General features: G+C 55.0%; 22 protein-coding genes. 11 read left to right on the top strand and 11 right to left on the bottom strand.

What is annotated here, in order from left to right; translation table 11 throughout:
- Positions 1-13 precede the first annotated feature (13 nt).
- From fliP to fliF, 11 genes are all read right to left on the bottom strand, one after another.
- Complete coding sequence (fliP, locus tag DES37_RS14920) at positions 14-751, bottom strand: flagellar type III secretion system pore protein FliP (protein ID WP_036102236.1); 738 nt, start codon at positions 749-751, stop codon at positions 14-16.
- Positions 751-1,152, bottom strand: a complete 402-nt coding sequence (gene fliO / locus DES37_RS14915; RefSeq protein ID WP_036102238.1) for a flagellar biosynthetic protein FliO — start codon at positions 1,150-1,152, stop codon at positions 751-753. The genes fliP and fliO overlap by 1 nt, the downstream gene beginning before the upstream one ends.
- Positions 1,152-1,622 carry a flagellar motor switch protein FliN gene (gene fliN / locus DES37_RS14910; RefSeq protein ID WP_036102240.1) on the bottom strand — a complete coding sequence of 157 codons (471 nt, stop codon included), beginning with the start codon at positions 1,620-1,622 and terminating at the stop codon, positions 1,152-1,154. Before fliN ends, fliO begins: the two co-directional genes overlap by 1 nt.
- Positions 1,619-2,620, bottom strand: coding sequence for a flagellar motor switch protein FliM (fliM, locus tag DES37_RS14905; RefSeq protein WP_110026460.1), 1,002 nt, complete (start codon positions 2,618-2,620; stop codon positions 1,619-1,621). Before fliM ends, fliN begins: the two co-directional genes overlap by 4 nt.
- 4 nt (positions 2,621-2,624) lie before the next feature.
- Positions 2,625-3,104 carry a flagellar basal body-associated protein FliL gene (gene fliL / locus DES37_RS14900; protein ID WP_110026458.1) on the bottom strand — a complete coding sequence of 160 codons (480 nt, stop codon included), beginning with the start codon at positions 3,102-3,104 and terminating at the stop codon, positions 2,625-2,627.
- 102 nt (positions 3,105-3,206) lie between these two features.
- Positions 3,207-4,484, bottom strand: a complete 1,278-nt coding sequence (locus DES37_RS14895) for a flagellar hook-length control protein FliK (RefSeq protein ID WP_110026457.1) — start codon at positions 4,482-4,484, stop codon at positions 3,207-3,209.
- Entirely contained in the window at positions 4,481-4,924 is a 444-nt protein-coding gene (gene fliJ / locus DES37_RS14890) for a flagellar export protein FliJ (RefSeq protein WP_036102249.1), read from the bottom strand. The genes DES37_RS14895 and fliJ overlap by 4 nt, the downstream gene beginning before the upstream one ends.
- A gap of 20 nt (positions 4,925-4,944) precedes the next feature.
- Positions 4,945-6,315 (bottom strand): flagellar protein export ATPase FliI, encoded by a 1,371-nt coding sequence (gene fliI / locus DES37_RS14885; RefSeq protein ID WP_036102252.1) that lies wholly within the window; start codon positions 6,313-6,315, stop codon positions 4,945-4,947.
- On the bottom strand, positions 6,315-7,043 hold the full coding sequence (gene fliH, locus DES37_RS14880; protein WP_110026455.1) for a flagellar assembly protein FliH: 729 nt from the start codon (positions 7,041-7,043) through the stop codon (positions 6,315-6,317). The genes fliI and fliH overlap by 1 nt, the downstream gene beginning before the upstream one ends.
- Positions 7,036-8,031 (bottom strand): flagellar motor switch protein FliG, encoded by a 996-nt coding sequence (gene fliG, locus DES37_RS14875; RefSeq protein WP_036102265.1) that lies wholly within the window; start codon positions 8,029-8,031, stop codon positions 7,036-7,038. Before fliG ends, fliH begins: the two co-directional genes overlap by 8 nt.
- Entirely contained in the window at positions 8,028-9,737 is a 1,710-nt protein-coding gene (fliF, locus tag DES37_RS14870) for a flagellar basal-body MS-ring/collar protein FliF (RefSeq protein ID WP_110026453.1), read from the bottom strand. The genes fliG and fliF overlap by 4 nt, the downstream gene beginning before the upstream one ends.
- 229 nt (positions 9,738-9,966) lie before the next feature.
- Here fliF and fliE point away from each other — a divergent pair, with 229 nt between their 5' ends.
- The 11 genes from fliE (at position 9,967) to DES37_RS14815 (ending at position 21,772) form a co-directional block, all read left to right on the top strand.
- The gene (fliE, locus tag DES37_RS14865) at positions 9,967-10,287 is read left to right on the top strand and encodes a flagellar hook-basal body complex protein FliE (protein WP_036102270.1); all 321 of its coding nucleotides are present in this window, start codon (positions 9,967-9,969) and stop codon (positions 10,285-10,287) included.
- A gap of 395 nt (positions 10,288-10,682) precedes the next feature.
- Entirely contained in the window at positions 10,683-11,873 is a 1,191-nt protein-coding gene (locus DES37_RS14860) for an OmpP1/FadL family transporter (protein WP_110026451.1), read from the top strand.
- 103 nt (positions 11,874-11,976) lie between these two features.
- Positions 11,977-13,557 carry an arylsulfatase gene (locus DES37_RS14855; RefSeq protein WP_110026450.1) on the top strand — a complete coding sequence of 527 codons (1,581 nt, stop codon included), beginning with the start codon at positions 11,977-11,979 and terminating at the stop codon, positions 13,555-13,557.
- Between the two features lie 50 nt (positions 13,558-13,607).
- Positions 13,608-14,903, top strand: a complete 1,296-nt coding sequence (locus DES37_RS14850; protein WP_110026448.1) for an anaerobic sulfatase maturase — start codon at positions 13,608-13,610, stop codon at positions 14,901-14,903.
- Complete coding sequence (locus DES37_RS14845; RefSeq protein WP_110026446.1) at positions 14,900-15,892, top strand: AAA family ATPase; 993 nt, start codon at positions 14,900-14,902, stop codon at positions 15,890-15,892. Before DES37_RS14850 ends, DES37_RS14845 begins: the two co-directional genes overlap by 4 nt.
- The gene (locus DES37_RS14840) at positions 15,892-16,797 is read left to right on the top strand and encodes a DUF58 domain-containing protein (protein ID WP_110026445.1); all 906 of its coding nucleotides are present in this window, start codon (positions 15,892-15,894) and stop codon (positions 16,795-16,797) included. Before DES37_RS14845 ends, DES37_RS14840 begins: the two co-directional genes overlap by 1 nt.
- Positions 16,798-17,238, top strand: coding sequence for a DUF4381 family protein (locus DES37_RS14835; RefSeq protein ID WP_110026443.1), 441 nt, complete (start codon positions 16,798-16,800; stop codon positions 17,236-17,238).
- A complete protein-coding gene (locus tag DES37_RS14830) occupies positions 17,231-18,211 on the top strand; it encodes a VWA domain-containing protein (RefSeq protein WP_110026441.1) in 981 nt (326 codons plus the stop codon). The genes DES37_RS14835 and DES37_RS14830 overlap by 8 nt, the downstream gene beginning before the upstream one ends.
- Positions 18,208-19,746, top strand: coding sequence for a vWA domain-containing protein (locus DES37_RS14825; protein ID WP_110026440.1), 1,539 nt, complete (start codon positions 18,208-18,210; stop codon positions 19,744-19,746). Before DES37_RS14830 ends, DES37_RS14825 begins: the two co-directional genes overlap by 4 nt.
- A complete protein-coding gene (locus DES37_RS14820; protein ID WP_110026438.1) occupies positions 19,743-20,765 on the top strand; it encodes a BatD family protein in 1,023 nt (340 codons plus the stop codon). The genes DES37_RS14825 and DES37_RS14820 overlap by 4 nt, the downstream gene beginning before the upstream one ends.
- Positions 20,762-21,772 carry an HAD family hydrolase gene (locus DES37_RS14815; protein ID WP_110026436.1) on the top strand — a complete coding sequence of 337 codons (1,011 nt, stop codon included), beginning with the start codon at positions 20,762-20,764 and terminating at the stop codon, positions 21,770-21,772. Before DES37_RS14820 ends, DES37_RS14815 begins: the two co-directional genes overlap by 4 nt.
- Positions 21,773-21,834 lie beyond the last annotated feature (62 nt).

The following is a 21,834-nucleotide window of genomic DNA, read 5'->3' as shown; positions in this document are numbered from 1 at the left end:
CAGGGTCTCCAGGTTAACTGTAAAAACTTTGCGCCAGCGAACTGACCAGCAACTGCCAGCCATCCACCAGAACAAACAGCATAAGTTTAAAAGGCAGTGAGATGGTTGCCGGTGGAACCATCATCATACCCAGCGCCATCAAGACACTGGCAACCACCAGGTCAATAATCAGGAACGGGATAAAAATGGTGAAGCCGATTTGAAACGCCGTCTTTAACTCGCTGGTGACATAAGCAGGCAACAGAATGCGCATGGGAACGGCTTCCGGGCCTTCAATCGGTGGCGATTTGGACAGGCGGGCAAACAGTGCCAGGTCTGCTTCACGAGTCTGGCGCAACATAAACTGCCGCAAAGGTTGCGCACCTTTTTCAATTGCCTGCTCCATAGAGATCTGGTTCTGGCTGAATGGCTGGTAGGCATCGGTATAAATTTTGTCGAACACCGGAGCCATAATAAAAAAGGTCAGAAACAGCGCCAAACCCAGTAACACCTGGTTTGGTGGTGATGAAGCGGTACCCAAAGCATTTCGCAACAGGCCAAACACGATAATGATACGGGTAAAACTGGTCATCATCAGCAGTACAGCTGGCAGGAAGGTCAGCGAGGTGATGAAAACCAGCGTTTGAATGGGTAGTGACCAGCTTTGCCCACCGCCGGACAGCGGCTGGCTGATAATACCGGGTAACTGAGCAAAAGCGGCGGGCATGACAAACCACAAACCCGCTAAAGCGAAAGGCAGCAAACGACGCATCACTGCTTCCCCTGACGTTTAAGAATTGTTTTTAGTGCATCCTGGAAACTCGGCGGCTGGCGTGGTGCTGATGCACCATCCGCAGGCGTTTCTTCTTCATTTGGCACTGCCGGGGGCAGGGTGTGTAAATGGGTTATTTGTGTGGCAGTTACGCCCAAAACCAGCCGGGCATCTTCCACATCAACAATAACCACTTTTTCACGTTGCCCAACAGTAACACTGGCAGTGACTTTCAGCCCCCGGGCACTACCATGCCTGGGGGTAAAACCAAAGCGTTTAGCAAACCAGGCAATGCCCAGAATCAGAATAATGATGACGCATAACGCGGCGCTCACCTGAATAAGAGACGTGGCCGGTGAACTGACATCCTGCGCGACTACCGCGCTGGTCTGGTTTGCCATCAGCGGCTCAGGCGACGCATACGTTCAGAAGGCGTGATAATATCGGTAATACGTACCCCATATTTATCTGCCACTACCACTACTTCACCCTGGGCAATCAGGTAGCCGTTTATCAGAATATCCAGCGGTTCCCCGGCCAGACCTTCCAGCGACACAATAGAGCCTTGTGTCAGTTTTAACAGCTCTTTGATTGTCATGCGGGTACGGCCCAGTTCAACGGTCAGCTTGACCGGGATATCCATAATTAAATCGATATCCTGTAAAGAACCCGTCACGTCTTTATCTTCAAGAGAACGGAAAATACCGTCGCTACTGGCAGCAGGCTTACTTTCCGCTTCTTTTTGTTCGTTCAGTGCTTCTGCCCAGGGATCATCGGCCGATTCTGTACTTTTTTGTTCGTTCAGCGCGTCAGCCCACAGATCGTCCACTGAGCCTTCTTTTCCATCGGACGGTTGGTTGGTATCACTCATTTGGGCTGTTCCTCATTCATCGAATTCAAAATCGGGTTAATCAAATGTTCAACGCGCAGCGCGTACTGGCCATTGAGGGTGCCGTACTGGCTGGTCAGTACCGGTACACCATCCACATGAGCGATAATGCGATCCGGTTTATCAATTGGCAGCACATCGCCAGGCTTTAATTTCAGTACTTCTGATAAGCGTAGCGAAACATCGGCGAAGTTGGCTGTCAGTTCCAGCTCTGAATGCTGAACCTGGCGAACCAGAGTTTCGCGCCACGACTGGTCTTCCTGACGGGAGTTTTCCAGTGGCGGGTTAACCAGTGTTTCACGTAACGGCTCAATCATGCTGAAGGGCAGGCAAATATTGAACTCCCCGGTCAGCGTACCAATTTCCACATGGAAGGGCGTGTTAACCACGATATCGTTCGGCGAAGTGGTGATGTTGGTGAATTTCACCTGCATCTCCGAACGAACATATTCGATATCTAATGGATAAATCGCTTTCCAGGCGTCACTGTAGGCTTCCAGTGCCAGTTTAAGCATACGGTTTATAACGCGCTGCTCGGTATGGGTAAACTCACGGCCTTCTACTTTAGTAGGAAAACGGCCATCGCCACCAAACAGGTTGTCCACCGCAATAAACACCAGGCTTGGTGAAAACACAAACAACCCGGTGCCGCGTAACGGCTTTAAATGAATCAGGTTGAGGTTAGTCGGAACCGGTAAGTTACGTGCAAATTCCAGATATGGCTGGATGCGAATACCACCCACCGTAATGTCCGGGCTGCGACGCAGCAGGTTAAATAACCCCATACGGAACTGGCGCGCAAAACGTTCGTTGATTATCTCCAGTGCCTGGAGACGTTCACGCACCATTCTGCGCTGTGTATTGGGGTCATAGGGGCGAACATCGCCCTCTGCCCCGGATGTTTTTGGCTCATCGCTACTGTCATTGCCACCATTGAGCAATGCATCGATTTCCGCCTGAGAAAGAATACTGTCACCCATCACATCACCGCAAAATAAAGGCAGTGTACAACACGTCAGTGACAACCTGTTGGGGTTGCCCCGGCACCAGAGGAGGAGCAAGCGTTTGTTTGATAGCTTCCATCAATTTTTGCTTGCCTTCATCGGTTGCGAGCACAGTTGCATCCTGGCGTGAAAGCAGCAGCAACAAACGGCTGCGTACTTCCGGCAGATAATCGTTAATACGCTGGCGCGTTTCTTCATCTTTGAGGCGCAGTGTAATGCCGATATACAGCACACGATCCGCATCACCCAGATTAACTGTAAATGTATCCAATGGAAAAAAAACAGGTGCAGGAGGCGGTGGTGGTGGTTCTGCATGAGCAGTTTCACCTGCCGCGGGTGCCTGTTGCATACGCCAGTAGCTGTAACCGGCTACGGCGCAGGCAGCCAGAGTAATCAGGACCAGTAAAGGTATCCAGATTTTACGTTTGCTTCCTTTACCTTTAGTAACTGTATCAGTCATTTGGCGAATTATTCCTGTGTCAGTACTGCGTCATTTTATTATCGCGTCTTCACCGGGGAACAATAGCGGGAAAAGACGCGATTATTCGCGCTACTTTAACGTTTAAGCAAAGATATCAATGGCATTGTTGCCAGAGCCTGTTGCCGTGAGAGTGGCCGGGGCGATAATTGCCTGGTCGTCACTGTTATCGGCCATAAACCCAGTTTGATTACTGTTGCCACCGCTATTTTGTTGACTGAACTGTTGCTGCCCGGCAAAGTTATCGCTGCTAATACTGCTCTGGCCCAGTTGGATGCCACTTTCTGCCAGTTGTGTACGCAGGGTTGGCAATGCGGCTTCCAGTGCGGCACGCACATGGCTGTGGGCTGCGACCATGTGTACCTGAGCCTGGTTATCTTCCAGCTTCAGGCTGATTTGTACGGCACCCAGTTCTTCAGGGTGCAGGCGTAATTCTGCGTTTTGTTGGCCGTTACGGGTGAACAGCGTTATTTGCTGACCAATATTTTGTTGCCATTCAGACGTGCCTAACTGCGCATTGATTTGCGCTGTCGCCGGAGCCACTATCTGAGCGGTAGATTGCGGCTGAAGGACATTGGTGCTGCTGAATACAGACGCGGTGGCAGAATGCTGGCTGGTGGCCTGGCTTATTGCAGAAGCCAGTTTATCGGTTTTACTATCCGCGTTATCCAGAGCGGCCTGTGCGGATGTGTTTACATCGGTCTGTGCAGCCATTGGGTTAAACGCGTTTTGCTGAGCACTGGCCGCAGCTGTGGTATCTGTTACGTGCTTGTCCGCGCTGCCAGCGGTGGTGTGCGCTTTGGTTGCCGTGTTCTGGCCTGTGGTCAGAATACTGGCTAAAGATGTGGAGAGTTTTCCTTCACCCGCGGTTTTATCTGTTGCCACATCGTCGGTGGTTTTTGCCTGCAGAGCTGTTGCCGGCGTTTGCTGGGGCAGCATTGCAAACAATGCACTCAGCGCAGAAACCTGCTGGTCAGAAAGTGCAGTGCCGTCTTCGGCTGTAGTCGCCGTGGTATCAGTAGTTGTTACACCTTCACGAGTGGTTAATGTCGCGGTTTTCGCGCCCAATAATGCCAGCAAACTCTGTGCATCGCCGTCTGTTGCGTTATCCAGCTGTTCCAGCAACGCGCCAAGTGAAGTCGGCGTGTCTGCATCACTGGTTCCGGTATTTTTACCCGCAGCATTTTGCGTCAGTTGTGCCAGAGAGACAGTTTTGCCATTGGCAAGCGTGAGTTGTTGGCCCAGAGTTTCACCCAGCAAGGCGAGAAAATCCGTGCTGAGACCTTTGCCCTTGCTGAAAGCCGAGGTCGCCTGGCCGGAATCTGTGGTTGCTGTAACGGCAATTTTGGGTAACGTCATCATTCGCTTTTCCTCAGTGAGGCCCGTTGGGCAAACTCATCCATTTTTTTCTGATCCTGGCGGTTTTCTGCTTGCAGGGCTGCAGTCGCTTTACGTTCCTGCAGGGTCTCCCAGGCCTGGAGCCGCTGTTTCTTTTCTTTCCAGAAGTTCAGAGCCTGATCCACCTTGTGGTTCCACTGCTCCAACTGCTTGCGGTGCTGTTCTATGGCAATTTCCAGTGTGGCAATAAATTGCTGGTAATTACGCCAGCGCTCGCTTGCGATTCCCTGGCACATATCATTATTCAGATTATTGCGATATTCATTCTGGTAATTAAGCAGCATTTCTAGCTGTTCTTTGGCCTGTTGACAGCCACGGCGCATATCACCAAGGCGGATGGCGGCGTCGTCAACCTCTTTTGCAGCCAGGTCGTGTAATGTGTCTAACGCACTGTGTTGACTCATTTTCACTCCCCCTTATTCACTCAAACTGTCGGGAAAATCAGGTCAAGAGACTGACATGACTCTTCCCACCCTGCGCGTTCGTAAATACCTTGCTGTAAAAACGCCTCCAGATGTGGCCAGAGGGTTATTGCTTTATCCAGCAACGGGTCACTGCCTTTTGCATACGCCCCAACGCTCACCAGATCACGGTTACGCTGGAAGCTGGAAAGCAATTGCTTGAAATGGCGCACTTGCGCGTAGTGCGTCTCAGAAATCAGTGAGGTCATGGCACGGCTGATTGAGGCTTCAATATCAATCGCCGGATAGTGCCCTGATTCAGCCAGCCTGCGGGATAACACAATATGCCCGTCAAGAATGGCGCGGGCTGAGTCCGCAATTGGGTCCTGCTGGTCATCGCCTTCAGTCAGTACAGTATAGAAAGCGGTAATAGATCCCCCGCCATCAATACCGTTGCCCGCGCGTTCAACCAGCGCCGGTAATTTGGCGAACACAGAGGGCGGGTAACCCTTGGTTGCCGGAGGTTCACCAATGGCGAGGGCAATTTCACGCTGCGCCATGGCATAACGGGTCAGTGAGTCCATGATGAGCAATACATGCTGACCACGGTCACGAAAATCTTCTGCAATACGAGTGGCATAGGCAGCACCCTGCATACGCAACAACGGGGAAACATCTGCGGGGGCGGCAATGACCACGGATCTGGCCCGGCCTTCGGCTCCAAGAATGTTTTCAATAAAGTCTTTAACTTCGCGGCCACGTTCGCCAATCAGCCCTACCACAATGACATCGGCCTGGGTGTAACGCGCCATCATACCGAGCAGAACGCTTTTCCCCACCCCGGAACCGGCAAATAAGCCCATGCGCTGCCCACGGCCTACAGTCAGTAATGCATTGATTGCCCGAACGCCAACATCGAGCACATGGTCGATAGCAGTACGTTGTAGTGGGTTAAACGGTTGGGTTATCAGTGCGCCGGTAAAACCGGTTTCCGGCGAGGGCAGGCCATCAAGTGGCCGCCCACTGCCATCCAGCACACGGCCAAGCAGGGCAGGGCCAAGGGGGAGTTGTTTACCGCTGTGTAATCCGTCACCTGTCAGTGTGCGGGCATAGACGCGTGCGCCAGGCAAAATACCTTCCACTTCTTCAAGTGGCATTAAAAATAGCTTGTGGCCGTTAAAACCGACGACCTCGCTCTCTACTTCGGTGGTGCCCAGGTTATCCTGACGCTCAATGATACACGTGGCCCCCAGCGGGAGTTGCAGCCCGGTTGCTTCCAGCACCAGCCCCGTCGCACGGGTTAGCCTGCCGTAGCGGCGTACTTTGGGTAATTGCGCAATCCGTGCTTCCACGTTATCCAGGGTGTTAAGCCAGCGTGTCAGTCGGGCCGTCATTACAATACTCCGGGTGCCGCAAGGCGGCACAATTCTTGCCAGCGAGTCGCGACGCTGGCATCTAAATCGCCTTCGTCCGCAGAGACTTTACAGCCACCCGGGTGAAGACTTGGGTCAGCGCGTAAACGCCAGCCATGCAGATTAAGTGTAGCACCTGCCATCTCTTCAATACGTTGCAGGTCGTCCGGGTGCACCCGCAAAATGGGTTTGCCACTGAACATGGGTTCTTGCTGCAACAAGGCCTGGATTTGCTTAATCAGCGCGCTGTTATCCACCACCGGCATTTGCCCGATAACCTGGCGTGCCGCTTCCAGCGCCAGTTGCATCAGCCGGGATGGAATGACGCTGTCGAGCGCATCCAGCGTGTTTTGAAATTCACTGACCAGTTGCTGCATTTGAGCATGGATCGGTGCCTGTTGTTGCTGTGCCTGCGCCAGGCCTGCTTGTTGCCCCTGGACAAGCCCTTCCTGGCGACCTTGCTCAAAACCCTGTTGCTTGCCTTCAGCATAACCGGCATTGAAACCCTGCTCGCGCGCAGCATCGCGCATCATTGCCATTATCTCTTCAGGAGTGGGCTCCTGAGGTTGAACAGGCTCGCTTACAGGCTCAGTTTCAGCAACCTGCTTCGGCTTGCGTTTCTTTTCCGCCAGCAGGCTTTCAAATACGGCAGCCGGAGGGTTCAGGTCATCCGGCATCCATAATTGCCAACTCGGTTGCGGCTTAGACATAGGCATCGTCTCCGCTGCCTATTACCATCTCGCCAGATTCGGCCAGGCGGCGAACAATAAGCAGGATAGCTTTCTGTTCGTTTTCCACCTGAGAAAGGCGCACCGGGCCACGGTTTGCCAGGTCGTCGCGCAGGATGTCGGCAGCACGCTGCGACATGTTGCGCAGGAATTTTTCCCGCAGTGGCTGCTCGGAGCCTTTCAGTGCAATAAGCAGCGATTCGGATTCCACTTCCTGCAGCAGACGTTGGATACTGCGGTCGTCCACTTCCACCAGGTTTTCGAACAGGAACATTTCGTCGATAATTTTCTGCGCCAGTTCGCCATCGAATTCGCGAACTGCCCCAATGACCGCCTCTTCGTGCTGGGTTTTCATCAGGTTGATAATTTCTGCCGCCGTTCTCACGCCGCCCATTTTGCTGCGTTTGAGGTTCTGGCCATCGAGCAGGCTGTTCAGTACTTCAGTCAGTTCTGCCAGTGCGGCAGGCTGTACACCACCGAAGGTGGCGATACGCAACATGACATCGTGGCGCATACGCTCGTCGAACAGAGCAAGAATGTCGGCTGCCTGGCCGCGTTTGAGGTGTACCAGGATGGTGGCGATAATCTGCGGATGTTCGTCGCGAATCAGGTCGGCTGCACTCTGTGGTTCCATAAAGTTCAGCGTTTCGATGCCAGATGCGGTATCGCGGGTTTCCAGAATATCTTCCAGCAGGCTGCTTGCCCGCTCTTCGCCCAGCGCTTTAACCAGCACTGAACGCAGGTAGTCGTTGGTGTTAATACTCAATGCAGCGAATTGTTCGGCATTGGCTTCAAACTCTTTTAACACTTCAGTTAACTGTGAGTTTGATACCTGATGCATATTTGCCATCGCGGCACTTAAGTGTTGTACCTCCCGCGCGGAGAGGTGTTTGAACACCTCAGCCGCACGGTCTTCACCAATGGTCATCAGCAGGATGGCGCTTTTTTCAGTACCGGTCATATCACTCATAGTTCATTCCCCATCCACTGACGGATAACCAGGGCCACTACACGTGGATCGTTATCGGACATTTCACGAATACGTTGACTCATTACTTCCGCACTCAGGCGCTGGTTATTGCGACGTTGCGATTGTTGCTCATCTTTACTGAGGGTAACCTCAACGGCTTTATCCTCTTCTTGCAACTGACGGGCGCGCTCTTCTGCCGCTTTAACTGCTTCCTGGCGACGCACGAGATGTGGGCGCACCATTTTGCGCCACAGAATCCATGCAACCAGCGCAATCAGCAGCCAACGACCAGCTTCCAGGCATTGGTTGATAAATGCCGGTGTTTTCCAGAACGGAATGTTGTCCGCACTGTTGTCTGGTGCGGTAAATGGCGAGTTCACGACGTTAACGGTATCGCCGCGTTTGTCGGAGAAGCCCATTGCTTCGCGGGTCAGGTCTTCAATTTGCTTCAGTTGCTCGGCAGTGAGTGGCAGTGTTTTGCCATCAGCAGCCGTTTTATAATTCACCACAACAGCGACAGATAACCGTTCAATATCACCAATATTCATTTTGGTGTGCAGAATGGTGCGATCCACTTCGTAGTTAGTGGTTTCATCATGAGTAGTATTACTTGGCACTACCTTATTGGTTGATGCCGTCTGGCCATTTTGCTGATTAGCCCCTTGCTGGCCATTCTGCTGCGCGTTTTGCTGAGTATTTTGCGCGTTGTTTTGGGTTGTTATCGGCGCACTGTTGGCCGGAGCCGGTTGGTTAGACAATGCTCCTGGTACACCGCCAACAGAAGAACCGCCCAACTGTTCACTGTTATTCAACTGGCGAGAACGAATGGCCTGCTGTGCCGGATCTGTGTTCGGGCCATATTGTTCCTGCGTTTGCTCTTTGGCATTGAAATCGATTTGCGCAGAAACCTGAGCATGCACATTACCCGTACCAACAATGGGGCCAAGTATTGCTTCAATACGTTGTTGGATACGGCTTTCAACTTCGCTGGCATATTTCAACTGGGCATCATTCAAACCACGGCCAGAGGTATCTGAACGGGTCAACAAGTGCCCGGCCTGGTCAACGATGGTGACATTACCCGGTGGCATCCCCGCAACGGCGCTGGAAACCATATGGACGATGGCGTCAATTTGACCATCATCCAGCGCACGGCCGGGTTCGAGGTTTAATGTGACAGATGCAGAAGGGGATTTTTGTTCGCGAACAAATAAAGAAGGTTTTGGCATGGCAAGGTGGATACGCGCGCTTTTCACCGGGCCAAGTGTTTCGATAGTACGCGCCAGTTCGCCTTCCAGAGCGCGTTGGTAGTTAATTTGTTCGCTGAACTGGCTGATGCCGAATTTTTCGTTGTCCAGCAATTCAAACCCGACGGCACCGCCTTTGGGTAAGCCTTGTTGAGCCAGACGTAACCGCAAGTCGTAGACTTTGTCGTCTGGTACCAGAATTGCGCTACCGTTATCTGCGAAACGGTATGGGACGTTCATCTGGGTTAACTGGGTAACGATGGCACCGCCGTCCTGACTGGAGACGTTGCTGAACAAGACGCTGTAGTTCGGGGTTTTAGCCCATAAGACCAGGGCAACAACAATCGCGATAGCGGTACTCGCCGCAACAATCAAGGGGATCCTTGGATTGGCACGCAGGCGGTTAAGCCATTCCAGAGGTTTGGCTTGCGGCGATTGAGTGGAGGTTGTGGCATTCATTGCTCGCCTCTCTTCTCAGCGGTGTCAAAGTTATTCGAGTAATAAAACAAAGCAGACTCCCGGGTCGGCAACACGACAAAAGTTCCACAATAATGGCTATGTTATTATTTGCGTTTGTGGGGAATTCGATGCCTCAATAAGCTGAACTTTTTGACGTTATTTAGCGCTTTTATCTTCAGGCGCTCATGCTAGTCTTGCCAACACTCATAAAGGTAATCAGGAGTCAGTCATGGCAATTCAGGGCATCGAAAGCGTACTGCAGCAGCTTCAGGCCACTGCCATCGCCGCAGGAAACAAAGACGTGGACACCACGGCGCAAAATGGCGGTGTCAGTTTTGCTGGTGAATTAAAGTCTGCACTGGACCGTATCAGTGACACACAGAATGCCGCACGCGCTCAGTATCAAAAATTTGAATTGGGTACGCCTGGCGTGGCACTGAATGACGTGATGGTGGATGCGCAAAAAGCCAATATTTCTTTGCAAATGGGCGTTCAGGTGCGTAATAAGCTGGTGGCAGCCTACCAGGATATTATGTCCATGCAGGTGTAGTATTCCGCAATAACGCATAGCATATCGGGCAGGTGTGGCGCACCAATTCAGCGGTTACCTGCCTGCTATTTTTATAAGATTTATCCTAATGCAATTCCTTCACGGCTAACCTGCTCTGCCAGCAATAAAACTTTCTCGCCTCACTGTTCAATTCCACCGAATTACACTTGCGAAAGCTGCGGGTTTATCTACATTTATTACTTATTACCAAATCTTAATTTTATTTAATAAATCTTTTTTGCCGTAAGGTGACGTAACTGTGTGGCAATACTTGCAACACCGCCTTTCTGCGCCCGGGAATAAGGGCGATGGCGGGTTTGTACCTGAAATCAGGCTGTTCCGTACAGGCTGTAACGGCCTGTAATTAACCAATATATGTGATAAACGGGCAATATATGGTCAGACAGGGTGCTGTGCTTCTTGGCCTGATGTTTACTGGTGTGTCTTATGCCAGTGGCCTTTATCTGTATGAGATGGCAACGGAAGATTTGGGGCTGGCTGGCGCCGGGCAGGCGGCCCGCGCAGGCGACGCTTCCACGCTGGTGACCAACCCCGCCGGGCTGACCCGCTTATCTGGCAATATGCTGACCGGTGGTATCCAGGCCTTATATGGTGACACCAACTACCAGCTGGATAATGACGCGGTTTTACAAGGGAAAAGCCCGGGGAATACTATTGGCTGGTTTCCTGCCTCCAGTGTATTTTGGCGCCAGCAAATTAATGACCGGGTTTCTGCGGGTTTAGGCCTGTATGGCAATTACGGACTGGGGCTGGATTTCGGTAACTGGGCAGGGGATGCAGTACTGAAAAAAAGCACCCTGCTGGCAATGACGTTGAGCCCTGCTGTGGGCTGGAAACTGAGCGACAGGGTTTCTGTGGGTGCCGGCATCGGAATTAATTATGGTTTTCTCTCGCTAACACGGGATGTTTCAGGTGAAGATAAAAAACAAACCGACCATGACTGGGCGCTGAATTACCGGCTCGGAATATTGTTCGACCTGACACCACAAACCCGTGTCGGGCTTACTTACACCAGCAAAACTGACTACCACTTCAATATCAATAACCAGGTGCGTATCGCACAACTCAATAATACGCCTTATATCTTGCCCATTGCTGCTGATGTGAGCACGCCCGCGCAACTCATGCTGAGCGCTGTTTACGACATCAACCCTCGCTGGTCAGTGATGGGGGATTTGGGCTGGCAGGACTGGAGCGCCTACAGTAACAGCCAAATCTATGTCGCCGGCAATGAAGTTGAAGGTAACTCGCGCCTGCGGGATACCTGGCATACTGCGCTCGGGCTTCAGTTTCGCCCAACCCCGGACTGGCACCTGAATACAGGGGTTGCTTATGACAGCAGCTTCTACCGTTCCCAGAGCGATGCGTCGATGACTATGCCTACAGGTAACGCGTGGCGTTATGGGGTGGGTGCGCAATACCAATTGTCGGGTACGCAACAAATTGGCGCGGCATTCGAATATGTCGATCTCCAGTCCTCCTCGGTTTCTTCGCCGCTAGTGAAAGGGAGTTACCACAACCCGGCACTCTATTTTTTTAGTATGAATTTCACCCAGACATTCTAAGAAGATAGGACATTCCAGGAAGAGGAACTGAAGGTGGTGTAACTAAATGTTATGGTGAAAAAAATCCAGAACCTGATGTGACCACAATAATCGGAGCACAGAAATGACAAAAGTCCCGTTTTGTAAATCGCTGTTAGCTGCCACGTTATCTGTCGTATGTTGTGCCAGCACGGTGTATGCCGCCCCGGCAAGCACTTCACCAACCGCGCCTGAGCAAAATCCGGCTAAGCCAAACATCGTTGTTATCTTTGGTGATGACGTTGGCTACTGGAACCTTAGTACCTATAACCAGGGGATGATGGGCTATAAAACCCCAAACATTGACAGCATCGCCGCCGAGGGGGCGAAGTTTACCTCTTATTATGCGGAGCAAAGTTCCACTGCCGGGCGCTCGGCTTTTATCACCGGCCAGATGCCGTTTCGTACCGGGCTGAGTAAAGTCGGGATGCCGGGCGCGCCGCAGGGGATCCAAAAAGAGGACCCGACCATTGCCAATGTCCTCAAACAACTGGGCTACGCCACCGGCCAGTTCGGTAAAAACCACCTGGGTGATCGGGATGAGTTCCTGCCCACCGCTCACGGTTTTGATGAATTTGTCGGCAACCTCTATCACCTTAATGCCGAAGAAGAGCCGGAAAACCCGGACTACCCGAAAGACCCTGAATTCCGCAAAATGTTTGGCCCGCGTGGCGTGCTGAAAAGTACGGCAGACGGCAAGGTGGAAGATACCGGCCCGCTGACCGTGAAACGTATGGAAACTGTGGACCAGGAGTTCCTTGCCGCCAACAACGACTTTATGTCGCGTCAGGTGAAAGCCGGGAAGCCGTTCTTTGCCTGGTTCAACACGACCAGGATGCATAACCACACCCACCTGAAACCGGACAGCCAGGGTGTCACCGGCCTGGGCACCTATGCCGACGGGATGGTCGAGCATGACAAAATGATTGGTGAAGTGCTGCAGAAAATTAAAGATCTCGGCATTGAGGATAACACCATTGTTATCTATACCACCGATAACGGGCCCATGATTGCCACCTGGCCGGATGCCGGGATGACACCGTTCCGTGGTGAAAAAAATACCGGCTGGGAAGGCGGCTTCCGGGTGCCTGCCATGATCAAATGGCCGGGGCATATTAAACCAGGCACAGTCATCAACGATATTTTCGCCAGCAACGACTGGTTCCCTACGCTGGTAGCGGCGGCAGGTGACCCGGATATCAAACAGCAACTACTCAAAGGCTATAAAACGCCGACTATCACCTACAAGGTGCACCTTGATGGCTATAACCAGCTCGATTTCCTGACTGGGAAAGGGCCAGACCAGCGTAAAGAGTTCTTCTACTGGAGTGATGACGGTGACTTGCTGGCCATGCGTTATGGCCGCTGGAAAGCGCACTTCATGATTCAGGAACACTCCGGCATTGATGTGTGGCGTTACCCGTTCACCCGCCTGCGCACGCCGATGCTGTTCGACCTGGAAGTGGACCCGCTGGAGCGTGGCGATTCCGGTATGGATTACAACGCCTGGTTCTATAACCGGGCCTTCCTGCTGGGCGGCGCACAGAAATATGTCGCGAATATGCTGGCAAGCTTCAAAGAGTTCCCACCCCGCCAGAAACCGGGCTCTTTCACCGTGGGCGATGTCCAGGCATTGCTGGATGAAGGGATGTCAGTCAGGAACTGATTGGGTTACCCACAACCGGGCAGGGGAGCTGCCCGGTTAACGGAGGTTTTATGAAGCACAGCACCACGCTGCCCGTTACCGCTTTACCCTCAGCTGAAAAATATCAGGGCAAAGGCCCGGCGTACCAGCGGCGCTTCCACGTGATGGCAAAACCCACCGGCTCACGCTGCAATATCGACTGCACCTACTGTTTTTACCTGCACAAAGAACACCTGTTGCACCAGAACCGGCGCGAAGATATGTCCGACGAGGTTCTGGAAAATTTTATCCGCCAGTATATCGACAGCCAGGATGGCGACCAGGTGGTGTTTTCCTGGCAGGGGGGCGAACCCACCCTGATGGGGCTTGCCTGGTTCGACAAAGTGGTGGCATTCCAGAAAAAATACCAGAAACCCGGCCAGCGTATTGAGAATGACCTGCAAACCAACGGCCTGCTGATCAATGATGAATGGGCTGCCTGGCTGAAAGCGCACCATTTTCTGGTGGGGTTATCGATAGACGGCCCGGAACAGTTGCATGACCACCACCGGGTCACCCGGAGCGGCAAGCCCACCTTTGCCCGCGTGATGGAAGGTGTGGCAGCCCTGAAACGCCACCAGGTGCCTTTTAATGCCCTGGTCACTGTCAATAACACCAATGCCCGGTTCCCGCTGGAGGTATACCGTTTTCTCACTCGGGAGTTGGGTGTCACTTATATCCAGTTCAACCCCTGCGTGGAAGCCCGGGAATTTCAGCAAACGGCACCGCAGTTTTGGCAGGATGATTCCATTCCGGTGACTGGTACCCGGCGGGCAAAACCTGGCGATCTGGATTCCATCGTCACCGACTGGTCAGTAGACCCAGAAGAGTGGGGGCGTTTTCTGATTACGGTCTTCGAAGAGTGGGTGAATAACGACCTTGGGCGGGTGCAGGTTAACCTGTTTGAAACGGCTGTGGCCCAGACCATGGGCATGCCGGCGCAAATCTGTGTGACAGCAGAGTTCTGCGGGAAGGGGCTGGCTATTGAAAAAAATGGCGATATTTTTTCCTGTGACCACTATGTATACCCGGAATACCGGCTGGGCAACCTGGCTGATGCACGCCTTGCCCATATGGCAATTTCAGAGCGCCAGAAAGCCTTCGGGTTTGGCAAGCGCGATACCCTGCCGGGCGACTGTAAACGCTGCCCACACCTGAAACTGTGCTGGGGGGAATGCCCCAAAAACCGCCTGGTACGCACCAAAGACGGTGAGGCCGGGCTGAATTATCTCTGCCCGGGCATCAAAGCCTTTTTTGACTATTCGGCCCCCATTCTGGCCGGGATTGCCGTGCTGCTGAAACACCCGGACCAGGAGAAGGTGCTATGACGCCACGTGAAAAAATGCTGGCGCTGGAAGCCGCCATGAACCGGCAGGTGCTGGGGCAGGAAAACCTGGTGCGGATGCTGGTTATTGCCCTGCTGTGCGACGGGCATGTGTTGCTCGAAGGGCTGCCGGGGCTGGCAAAAACCCGTGCAGTGCGGGCGCTGGCAGAACATGTCGAAGGCGAATTCCGCCGCATTCAGTTCACCCCGGATTTACTGCCTTCAGATATTACCGGCAGTGAAATTTACCAGCAGCAGGCCACCAGAGAGGAAGACCAGTTCCGCTTCCGGCCTGGCCCCGTGTTCGGCAACATCATTCTGGCAGATGAAATCAACCGGGCTTCGGCCCGGGTGCAGTCGGCCCTACTGGAGGCCATGGAAGAGCGCCATGTGACGGTGGCCGGGAAAACCTGGCCGCTGCCCGGCGTGTTTATGGTTATGGCAACTCAAAACCCCATCGACCAGGAAGGGACCTGGCCATTGCCGGAAGCCCAACTGGACAGGTTTTTGATGAAAGTGCAGGTGGGTTACCCCAGTAAAGAGCATGAACAGCGGGTGATGCAACTGGTGCGCCAGGAGCAGCAGGCGCGCTACCAGGGTGAAAAGCCACAGACCAGTAACGAACCTGACGTAGTGCTGAGCCAGGCGGATATCAGCACGTGCTGGCGGGACATCGCCAGCCTGTATGTGGCACCTGCCATGGAGGAGTACATAGTCAATTTGGTGGCTATGACCCGCACGCCATCGGTGGTGAGTGAGGTATTCGCCAGTTACCTGGCGCTGGGCGTCAGCCCGCGTGGCACCCTGGCACTGGACCGTTGTGCCAGGGCTCATGCCTGGTTATCTGGCCGCGACGCCGTGTTACCGGAAGATATTCATACCGTGGCACCAGCGGTACTGCGCCACCGGCTGCTGCTCAGTTACCAGGCCAGTGCCGACAACATTACGGCTGATGATGCGGTACAGATGCTGCTGGATGCGGTGGTGGCCTGATGCCTGGTGAAATGACTGTCACCCGTGAACAGCTAATGTTGCTGGCGACCGCGGCACGGCAACTGCGTAACCCCCCGGCGCAGTTACCTCCCGGGGCGCAGGCCGGGGAGAGAGTGGCCCGGCAGACCGGGCGCGGGCTTAACTTCGACAGCCTGCGCCGTTACCAGCCCGGTGATGATGTGCGCCTGATAGACTGGCAGGCCACAGCCCGCCTGCGTACACCCTGGGTGCGGCTGTACAATGAAGAGCGCGAACGCCCGGTACTGGTGTGTACCGACCAGCGGCTGGATATGTTTTTTGCCACCCGCGGGCAAATGAAATCCGTTGCGGCGGCGCAGACCGCCGCTCTGCTGGCCTGGCGGGCCTGGCACGATGGCGACCGGCTGGGCAGCCTGGTATTTGGTGATGACCGGTTACAACCTGTTCCCTGCCGCAGCCCGGCCGCCAGCCTGCCCCCACTGCTGGCTTCACTGGAAAGCTTTAATGCTGCACTACCGGCGCGTTACCAGTCCGGAACTACCGGGCCGGTGACGCTGTTATCTGTTCTTATTCGGCTGGATAAAATGATGCCGCCGGGCGCCTGGCTGGCGTTTATCAGTGATTTTCATGACCTGGACCCTGCCTGTGAAACCCTGCTGGCAAGGTTATGCCGCCGTGGCAGTATCAGTGCCTTTATTATGCTGGATGATTTACACCTGCGGCTGCCCGCCAGTGGCGAACTGGGCGCGTATTACCAGCAGGTGCGCACTACCGTTTCGCTGACACCCTCATTACAACAACGCATTCGCGAACAGACCTGCGCGCGCCTGGCGACCCTGGAAAACCGCCTGGCGCGCACGGGGTGCCGGGTTAACCAGTTGGTGGTGAGCGAGCCGTTATTGCCCCAACTCAGGCCGGGGGTGTAAATGCTGGATAAAGGCTTTACCGTACCAGACCTGGCGTTGCCTCCATTGCCACAACCTGTTTCCTGGCTACCGTTGCCGGATGGCTGGTACTGGCTGGCTGCGGGCCTGGCGCTGGTAGCCGGTGTCTGGGGGCTGTTGCGCGTTGGCCGCTGGCGGCGCAACCGCTGGCGCCGTGAAGCATCAGCCCTGGCCCGCAACCTGCATAATGCAGATGAATGGCTGGTGGTGGTCCGGCGTATTTTGCTGGTGCACCATCCGCGTGCGGAAGTCAGCCGCCTGCAGGGCGTGGAGGAGGTGCTGGCGCAGGTGCCCCTTGATGCGGACCTGGTAACAGCGCTGGCGGAAAAATACTGCCAGCCAGACAATCGGTTACCAGAACCTGTCAATGCACGTATCCGCGGGCAGATAGCGCAATGGCTGGAGGAGATACCGGATGTCTGAACTCCTTTCCCGCCTGAGCTTTGCCTGGCCCTGGGTCTGGTTGTTGTTACCTCTGCCATTTCTTACCGGGCTGTTTACCAGAAAAACGCCGGATGCCGGAGCACAGGTGCGTGTTCCTTTTTTGCCCCAACTGGTGGCAGAGCTGCAATTGTCTGACCCGCCACGAGCCCCCCGGCGCTGGCAGGCTGCCGGGTTCTGGCTTGCCTGGCTGCTGGCAGTTTGTGCGCTTGCCCGCCCGGAATACCTGTTGCCTCCCCAACAAATCATTAAACCGTTGCGTAATGTTGTCCTGGTGCTGGATGTCTCGGGATCAATGGACACCCGTGACGCCACGGGCGGGCAAACCCGCTTGCAGGCAGTACAGCATACCGTGCGGGAATTTATTAACCGGCGTAAAACCGACCGCATGGGGCTGGTTATATTTGCCAACCAGGCATGGCCCTTTGCGCCGCTCAGTGAAGATAAGCAGGCGTTGCTGGAGCGGGTGACCCAGTTGTCTGCGGGAATGGCCGGGCAACAGACTGCCGTGGGCGATGCCCTGGCGGTGGCCGTGAAATTACTGGACACCGGTGTGGATGCCAGAGCCAGCCGGATGGCGATTTTATTAACCGACGGTAACGACACAGCTTCCCGCCTGGCACCGGATATGGCGGTACAACTGGCGGTATCTCTCCATGTGGAAGTGCACACCATTGCCTTTGGCGATGCGCAGGCAACCGGCCCGGATAAAGTGGATACGGCGCTGTTACAGATCATTGCGCAGCAAACCGGGGGGCAGTTCTGGCAGGCAGGCAGCTCGGCTTCACGCCTGGCTCAGGTGTGGCAGGCCATTGATGCCATGACCCCGGCACGGGTGGAAACCCTGGGTTATGCCTGGCGCCAGGCGCTGTTCCCCTGGCCACTGGGTGGTGCGCTGGTTGTGTTGCTGCTGTTCAGCCTGGCCGGATTCGCCATGGCGGGGAGGCGGTTATGACTGGCGCGTTCCACTTTCTGTCGCCCTGGTGGCTGGCCGGGTTACTGCTATGCCCGCTGTTGCTGTGGGCAGGGCGGGCGGGCAGCAGTGCCTGGTACCGTATTATGTCGCCAGCGTTTGCCCGTGTGCTGATCACCGGCGAGCGGTCACGGCGCAATGGCTGGCTTGCAGTAGCCTGGGCGTTGGGTATGGTGGCGCTGGCCGGGCCATCATGGCAGAAAGCGCAGCCATCCGGCCTGAGCCTGCAGTCAAATGTGATGGTTATTCTGCAACAGGACAGCGCTATGCTGGCACAGGATATTCCGCCCAGCCGCCACCAGCAGATGCAGCGCAAACTGCAGCAACTGGTTCAGGCACTGCCTGGCAGCCGCACCGGGCTGGTGGTGTACCGCTCCCGCGCCTTTCTGACTGTCCCGCTTACCGATGACCCGGTTTTCTTTAATTTATTCCTGAATGCCCAGTCGCCCGAACAGTTACCAGAGGGCGACGGCAGCGGGTTACAGGCCGCTGTTCAGCTGGCAAACAACAGCTTTCCACGCAACAGCACAGTGCCACACAGCCTGATACTGGTGGCGGATAACCTCACTGCACAGGATGCCCGGTGGCTGAGTGAGCAGGCGGGATCGTTGCCGCTACAGGTCTGGGTACCCGGTACGGCAGCAGGCGGCCGGTTACCGGAAAAATTCGCGGCTGACACGGGCACTACCCGCCTTAATGTGGCGCGTTTCACCCAACTGAAATCTACCGGGATACCGGTAACGCTTATCAGCCACGACAATGACGATGTGAATGCCGTGGTGCGCCAGGTACAACACAGCGTGACACAGCAGCAGAACAACCGCAGCGATATGCACTGGCTGAACAGCGGTTACTGGCTGGTTATCCCACTTCTGCTGGTGTTACTTGCCGGCAGGCGGCAGTGGTTTCTCGCCGTGCTGCTGTCAGTTTCTTTCAGTGGGTTCAGCCCTCAGGCATCGGCCAGTGGCTGGCTGGATGCCTGGGTAAGCCCGGATATGCAGGGCCAGATGGCGTTTAAGCGCGGTGATTATGCCGGTGCCGCTCAGCACTACCAGGACCCACTGCGCCGTGGCGTTGCGCTCTACATGGCCCAGGACTACAACGCGGCGTTGTCTGCATTTCGTGAAGCGCCTCCCGGCCCGGATATGCTGGTGTGGCAGGGCAACACCTGCGCACAACTGAAACAGTGGCAGCAGGCGCTTAATCGCTATGACGAAGCACTGAGCCTGCGCCCCGGCTGGCACCTGGCGCTGGCTAACCGGGCGAAAATTGCTGCGATTGTGCTGCAGTTACGTAAACAGGAACGCGACCGCCAGGCGGAACAGGATGGCGACCAGGACTTCGACCCGGATGCCATTAAGCATGACCTGGAAAAAGAGCAGGGGGTGGAGCAGCAACTGAATAAACCCACAACCGTTGCGGCACCGCAGCTCAGCCAGTGGTACGACCGGCTGGATATTTCCCCGGCAGGCCTGCTGGAAAATCTTTATCACGCGGCACCAGAGGAGGGGCAATGAAAAAAATACTGCTCTGGTTACTGCTGTGCCTGGCCGGTTGTGCTCAGGCAGCCACTGAAATTACCCGTGAACTGGTGGCTCCAGACCAACTGGTTCCCGGGCAACCGGCCCGGGTGGTAGTGACCTGGTGGACTGACGGCTGGTTTAACCCGCCGCCACAATGGCCCGCGCCGATGCCAGTGGAAAACGGCATGCTGTTGACTGAAACGGAGCCTAACCAGTTGTTGAGCCGCCGCCGGGGGAACACCACCTGGAGCGGTGTGCGCATGTCCCGCCAGGTGGTGGCCTTTGACGGTGGCAACCTGGTGCTGCCTGCCATCAGTATTACTCAGCCTTCACTACAGGAAGGCCCGACGACAGCCGCCCTGCCTGCACTGACACAACCCGTTCACTGGCCCGCCGGTGTAGAACAACCGGACCGCTTCCTGCCCGCATCCCAACTGGCTTTGCAGCAACACTGGCAACTTTACCGGGCAACCGAAGACGGTGAACTGCATGTGGGTGATGTGGTTGAGCGCCAGGTCACACTGCGCGCACAGGGGATTATTCCGGCACAGGTACCGCCGCTGCTATTTGCGGTAGCCGGTACAGACACGCAACGGCTGGCCCCACAAAGCCGGGTACTTACTCAGGGGCGTGGCGACGTAACCGGCATTGAATATGTTGAACGGCTGCGCTACCAGCCGCAACAGTCGGGGAGCCTGACGGCACCCGATGTGGTGCTGCGCTGGTGGGATACCGCCACGCAGCGCTGGCAGGAAGCCCGTTTGCCCGGGAAAACATGGGATTTCTCCCCCGCCCGCGCAGCCGGAGCTGAAACAGCACTCCGGGCGGGTGTGCCACTCCCCTGGGGAATGCTGGCCGCATGGCTGGCGGTGATTCTGGCCGGGGCGTTGGCCGCCTGGAAAGGGCGATTGCTACTTATTCGTTTGGGTAAAGCATTGGGTTACCGCTGGCAGGCATTCTGGGGAGAGGTGCCCCTGCCGGGGAAAATACCCTCACACAGGAGAATAAAATGAAGACACGTTTATTACCGCTGGCTGTGGTGTTGCTCCCGTTTATGGCATGGAGCGCTGAAAACGGGCCGTTATCTGCATGGAACGCATCGCCTGCGAAATCACAAATCCTTAACTGGGTGGCACAAAGTACGCAGCAGGATGGACCGGACTTTATCCCGCCGGACCAGCGTTATGTGGTGTTCGACAATGACGGTACACTGTGGCCGGAAGCGCCCCTGACATTCCAGTTACAGTTCGCGGTGGATGAAGTTAACCGCCTGGCGCCATCTCACCCTGAATGGCAGGATAACCCGGTGGTCATTGCCGCGCAGAAACACGATATGGCAGCCCTTGAAAAAGCTGGGCAGCAGGGGCTGATGACGTTGCTCACCCTGACTCACAGCAATATGCCGGTGGAAGAGTTTGACCAGCGGGTTGACGCCTGGCTGGCTTCTCACCGCCACCCACGGTTTGGCTGCCCGTACAACAAGCTGGGGTATTTACCCATGCGCCAGTTGCTGGATTACCTGCGTGATAAAGGCTTTAAAACCTGGATTATATCCGGTGGCGGGATTGATTTTATGCGCCGGGTGGCGGGGGAGATGTACGGTATTCCCCCTGAGCAGGTGGTGGGGTCATTCTCGTTAACCGAGTTTCGCCTGACCGATGACGGCACACAGTTAGAGAAAACCATGAAAGGCGCGTTTTATAACGACGAAGCCCAAAAACCGGTCTCCATCCACCTGTTTATGGGGCACCGCCCGGTGGCCGCCTTTGGTAACAGCGATGGTGATGTGCCCATGCTGCAGTACACTTCGGCGAATAAACAGGTAAAACCACTGGGTGTGCTGATTCACCATACAGATGCACAACGGGAATATGCCTATGACGCGCACCCGAGCGCCAGCGGCAAATTAATAAACGGGCTGAGCCTGGCACCCCATTATGGCTGGGTGGTGGTGAATATGAAGAGTGACTGGAATCAGGTATTTGACCCGGCGCAGTGCAGTTACCACCCGGCGAAATAAACCTGTGGTGGCGGGTTATTTTCATTGAGTGCTAAGTTTTTTTTAAGTTTATTGCGCCACTC

This window comes from Mangrovibacter plantisponsor (assembly GCF_003182475.1).
Lineage (GTDB): Bacteria > Pseudomonadota > Gammaproteobacteria > Enterobacterales > Enterobacteriaceae > Mangrovibacter > Mangrovibacter plantisponsor.
This window is presented reverse-complemented; position numbering and strand designations above follow the sequence as displayed.

Excerpts from the sequence above, each read along its gene's own strand:
- fliP (WP_036102236.1), bottom strand. The coding sequence starts at position 751 with ATGCGTCGTTTGCTGCCTTTCGCTTTAGCGGGTTTGTGGTTTGTCATG.
- DES37_RS14830 (WP_110026441.1), top strand. The coding sequence starts at position 17,231 with ATGTCTGAACTCCTTTCCCGCCTGAGCTTTGCCTGGCCCTGGGTCTGG.
- DES37_RS14815 (WP_110026436.1), top strand. The coding sequence starts at position 20,762 with ATGAAGACACGTTTATTACCGCTGGCTGTGGTGTTGCTCCCGTTTATG.
- fliJ (WP_036102249.1), bottom strand. The coding sequence starts at position 4,924 with ATGAGTCAACACAGTGCGTTAGACACATTACACGACCTGGCTGCAAAA.
- fliF (WP_110026453.1), bottom strand. The coding sequence starts at position 9,737 with ATGAATGCCACAACCTCCACTCAATCGCCGCAAGCCAAACCTCTGGAA.
- DES37_RS14850 (WP_110026448.1), top strand. The coding sequence starts at position 13,608 with ATGAAGCACAGCACCACGCTGCCCGTTACCGCTTTACCCTCAGCTGAA.
- fliN (WP_036102240.1), bottom strand. The coding sequence starts at position 1,622 with ATGAGTGATACCAACCAACCGTCCGATGGAAAAGAAGGCTCAGTGGAC.
- fliE (WP_036102270.1), top strand. The coding sequence starts at position 9,967 with ATGGCAATTCAGGGCATCGAAAGCGTACTGCAGCAGCTTCAGGCCACT.
- DES37_RS14845 (WP_110026446.1), top strand. The coding sequence starts at position 14,900 with ATGACGCCACGTGAAAAAATGCTGGCGCTGGAAGCCGCCATGAACCGG.
- fliM (WP_110026460.1), bottom strand. The coding sequence starts at position 2,620 with ATGGGTGACAGTATTCTTTCTCAGGCGGAAATCGATGCATTGCTCAAT.
- fliO (WP_036102238.1), bottom strand. The coding sequence starts at position 1,152 with ATGGCAAACCAGACCAGCGCGGTAGTCGCGCAGGATGTCAGTTCACCG.
- DES37_RS14825 (WP_110026440.1), top strand. The coding sequence starts at position 18,208 with ATGACTGGCGCGTTCCACTTTCTGTCGCCCTGGTGGCTGGCCGGGTTA.
- DES37_RS14860 (WP_110026451.1), top strand. The coding sequence starts at position 10,683 with ATGGTCAGACAGGGTGCTGTGCTTCTTGGCCTGATGTTTACTGGTGTG.
- fliL (WP_110026458.1), bottom strand. The coding sequence starts at position 3,104 with ATGACTGATACAGTTACTAAAGGTAAAGGAAGCAAACGTAAAATCTGG.
- DES37_RS14855 (WP_110026450.1), top strand. The coding sequence starts at position 11,977 with ATGACAAAAGTCCCGTTTTGTAAATCGCTGTTAGCTGCCACGTTATCT.
- DES37_RS14820 (WP_110026438.1), top strand. The coding sequence starts at position 19,743 with ATGAAAAAAATACTGCTCTGGTTACTGCTGTGCCTGGCCGGTTGTGCT.
- fliH (WP_110026455.1), bottom strand. The coding sequence starts at position 7,043 with ATGTCTAAGCCGCAACCGAGTTGGCAATTATGGATGCCGGATGACCTG.
- DES37_RS14835 (WP_110026443.1), top strand. The coding sequence starts at position 16,798 with ATGCTGGATAAAGGCTTTACCGTACCAGACCTGGCGTTGCCTCCATTG.
- DES37_RS14840 (WP_110026445.1), top strand. The coding sequence starts at position 15,892 with ATGCCTGGTGAAATGACTGTCACCCGTGAACAGCTAATGTTGCTGGCG.
- fliI (WP_036102252.1), bottom strand. The coding sequence starts at position 6,315 with ATGACGGCCCGACTGACACGCTGGCTTAACACCCTGGATAACGTGGAA.
- DES37_RS14895 (WP_110026457.1), bottom strand. The coding sequence starts at position 4,484 with ATGATGACGTTACCCAAAATTGCCGTTACAGCAACCACAGATTCCGGC.
- fliG (WP_036102265.1), bottom strand. The coding sequence starts at position 8,031 with ATGAGTGATATGACCGGTACTGAAAAAAGCGCCATCCTGCTGATGACC.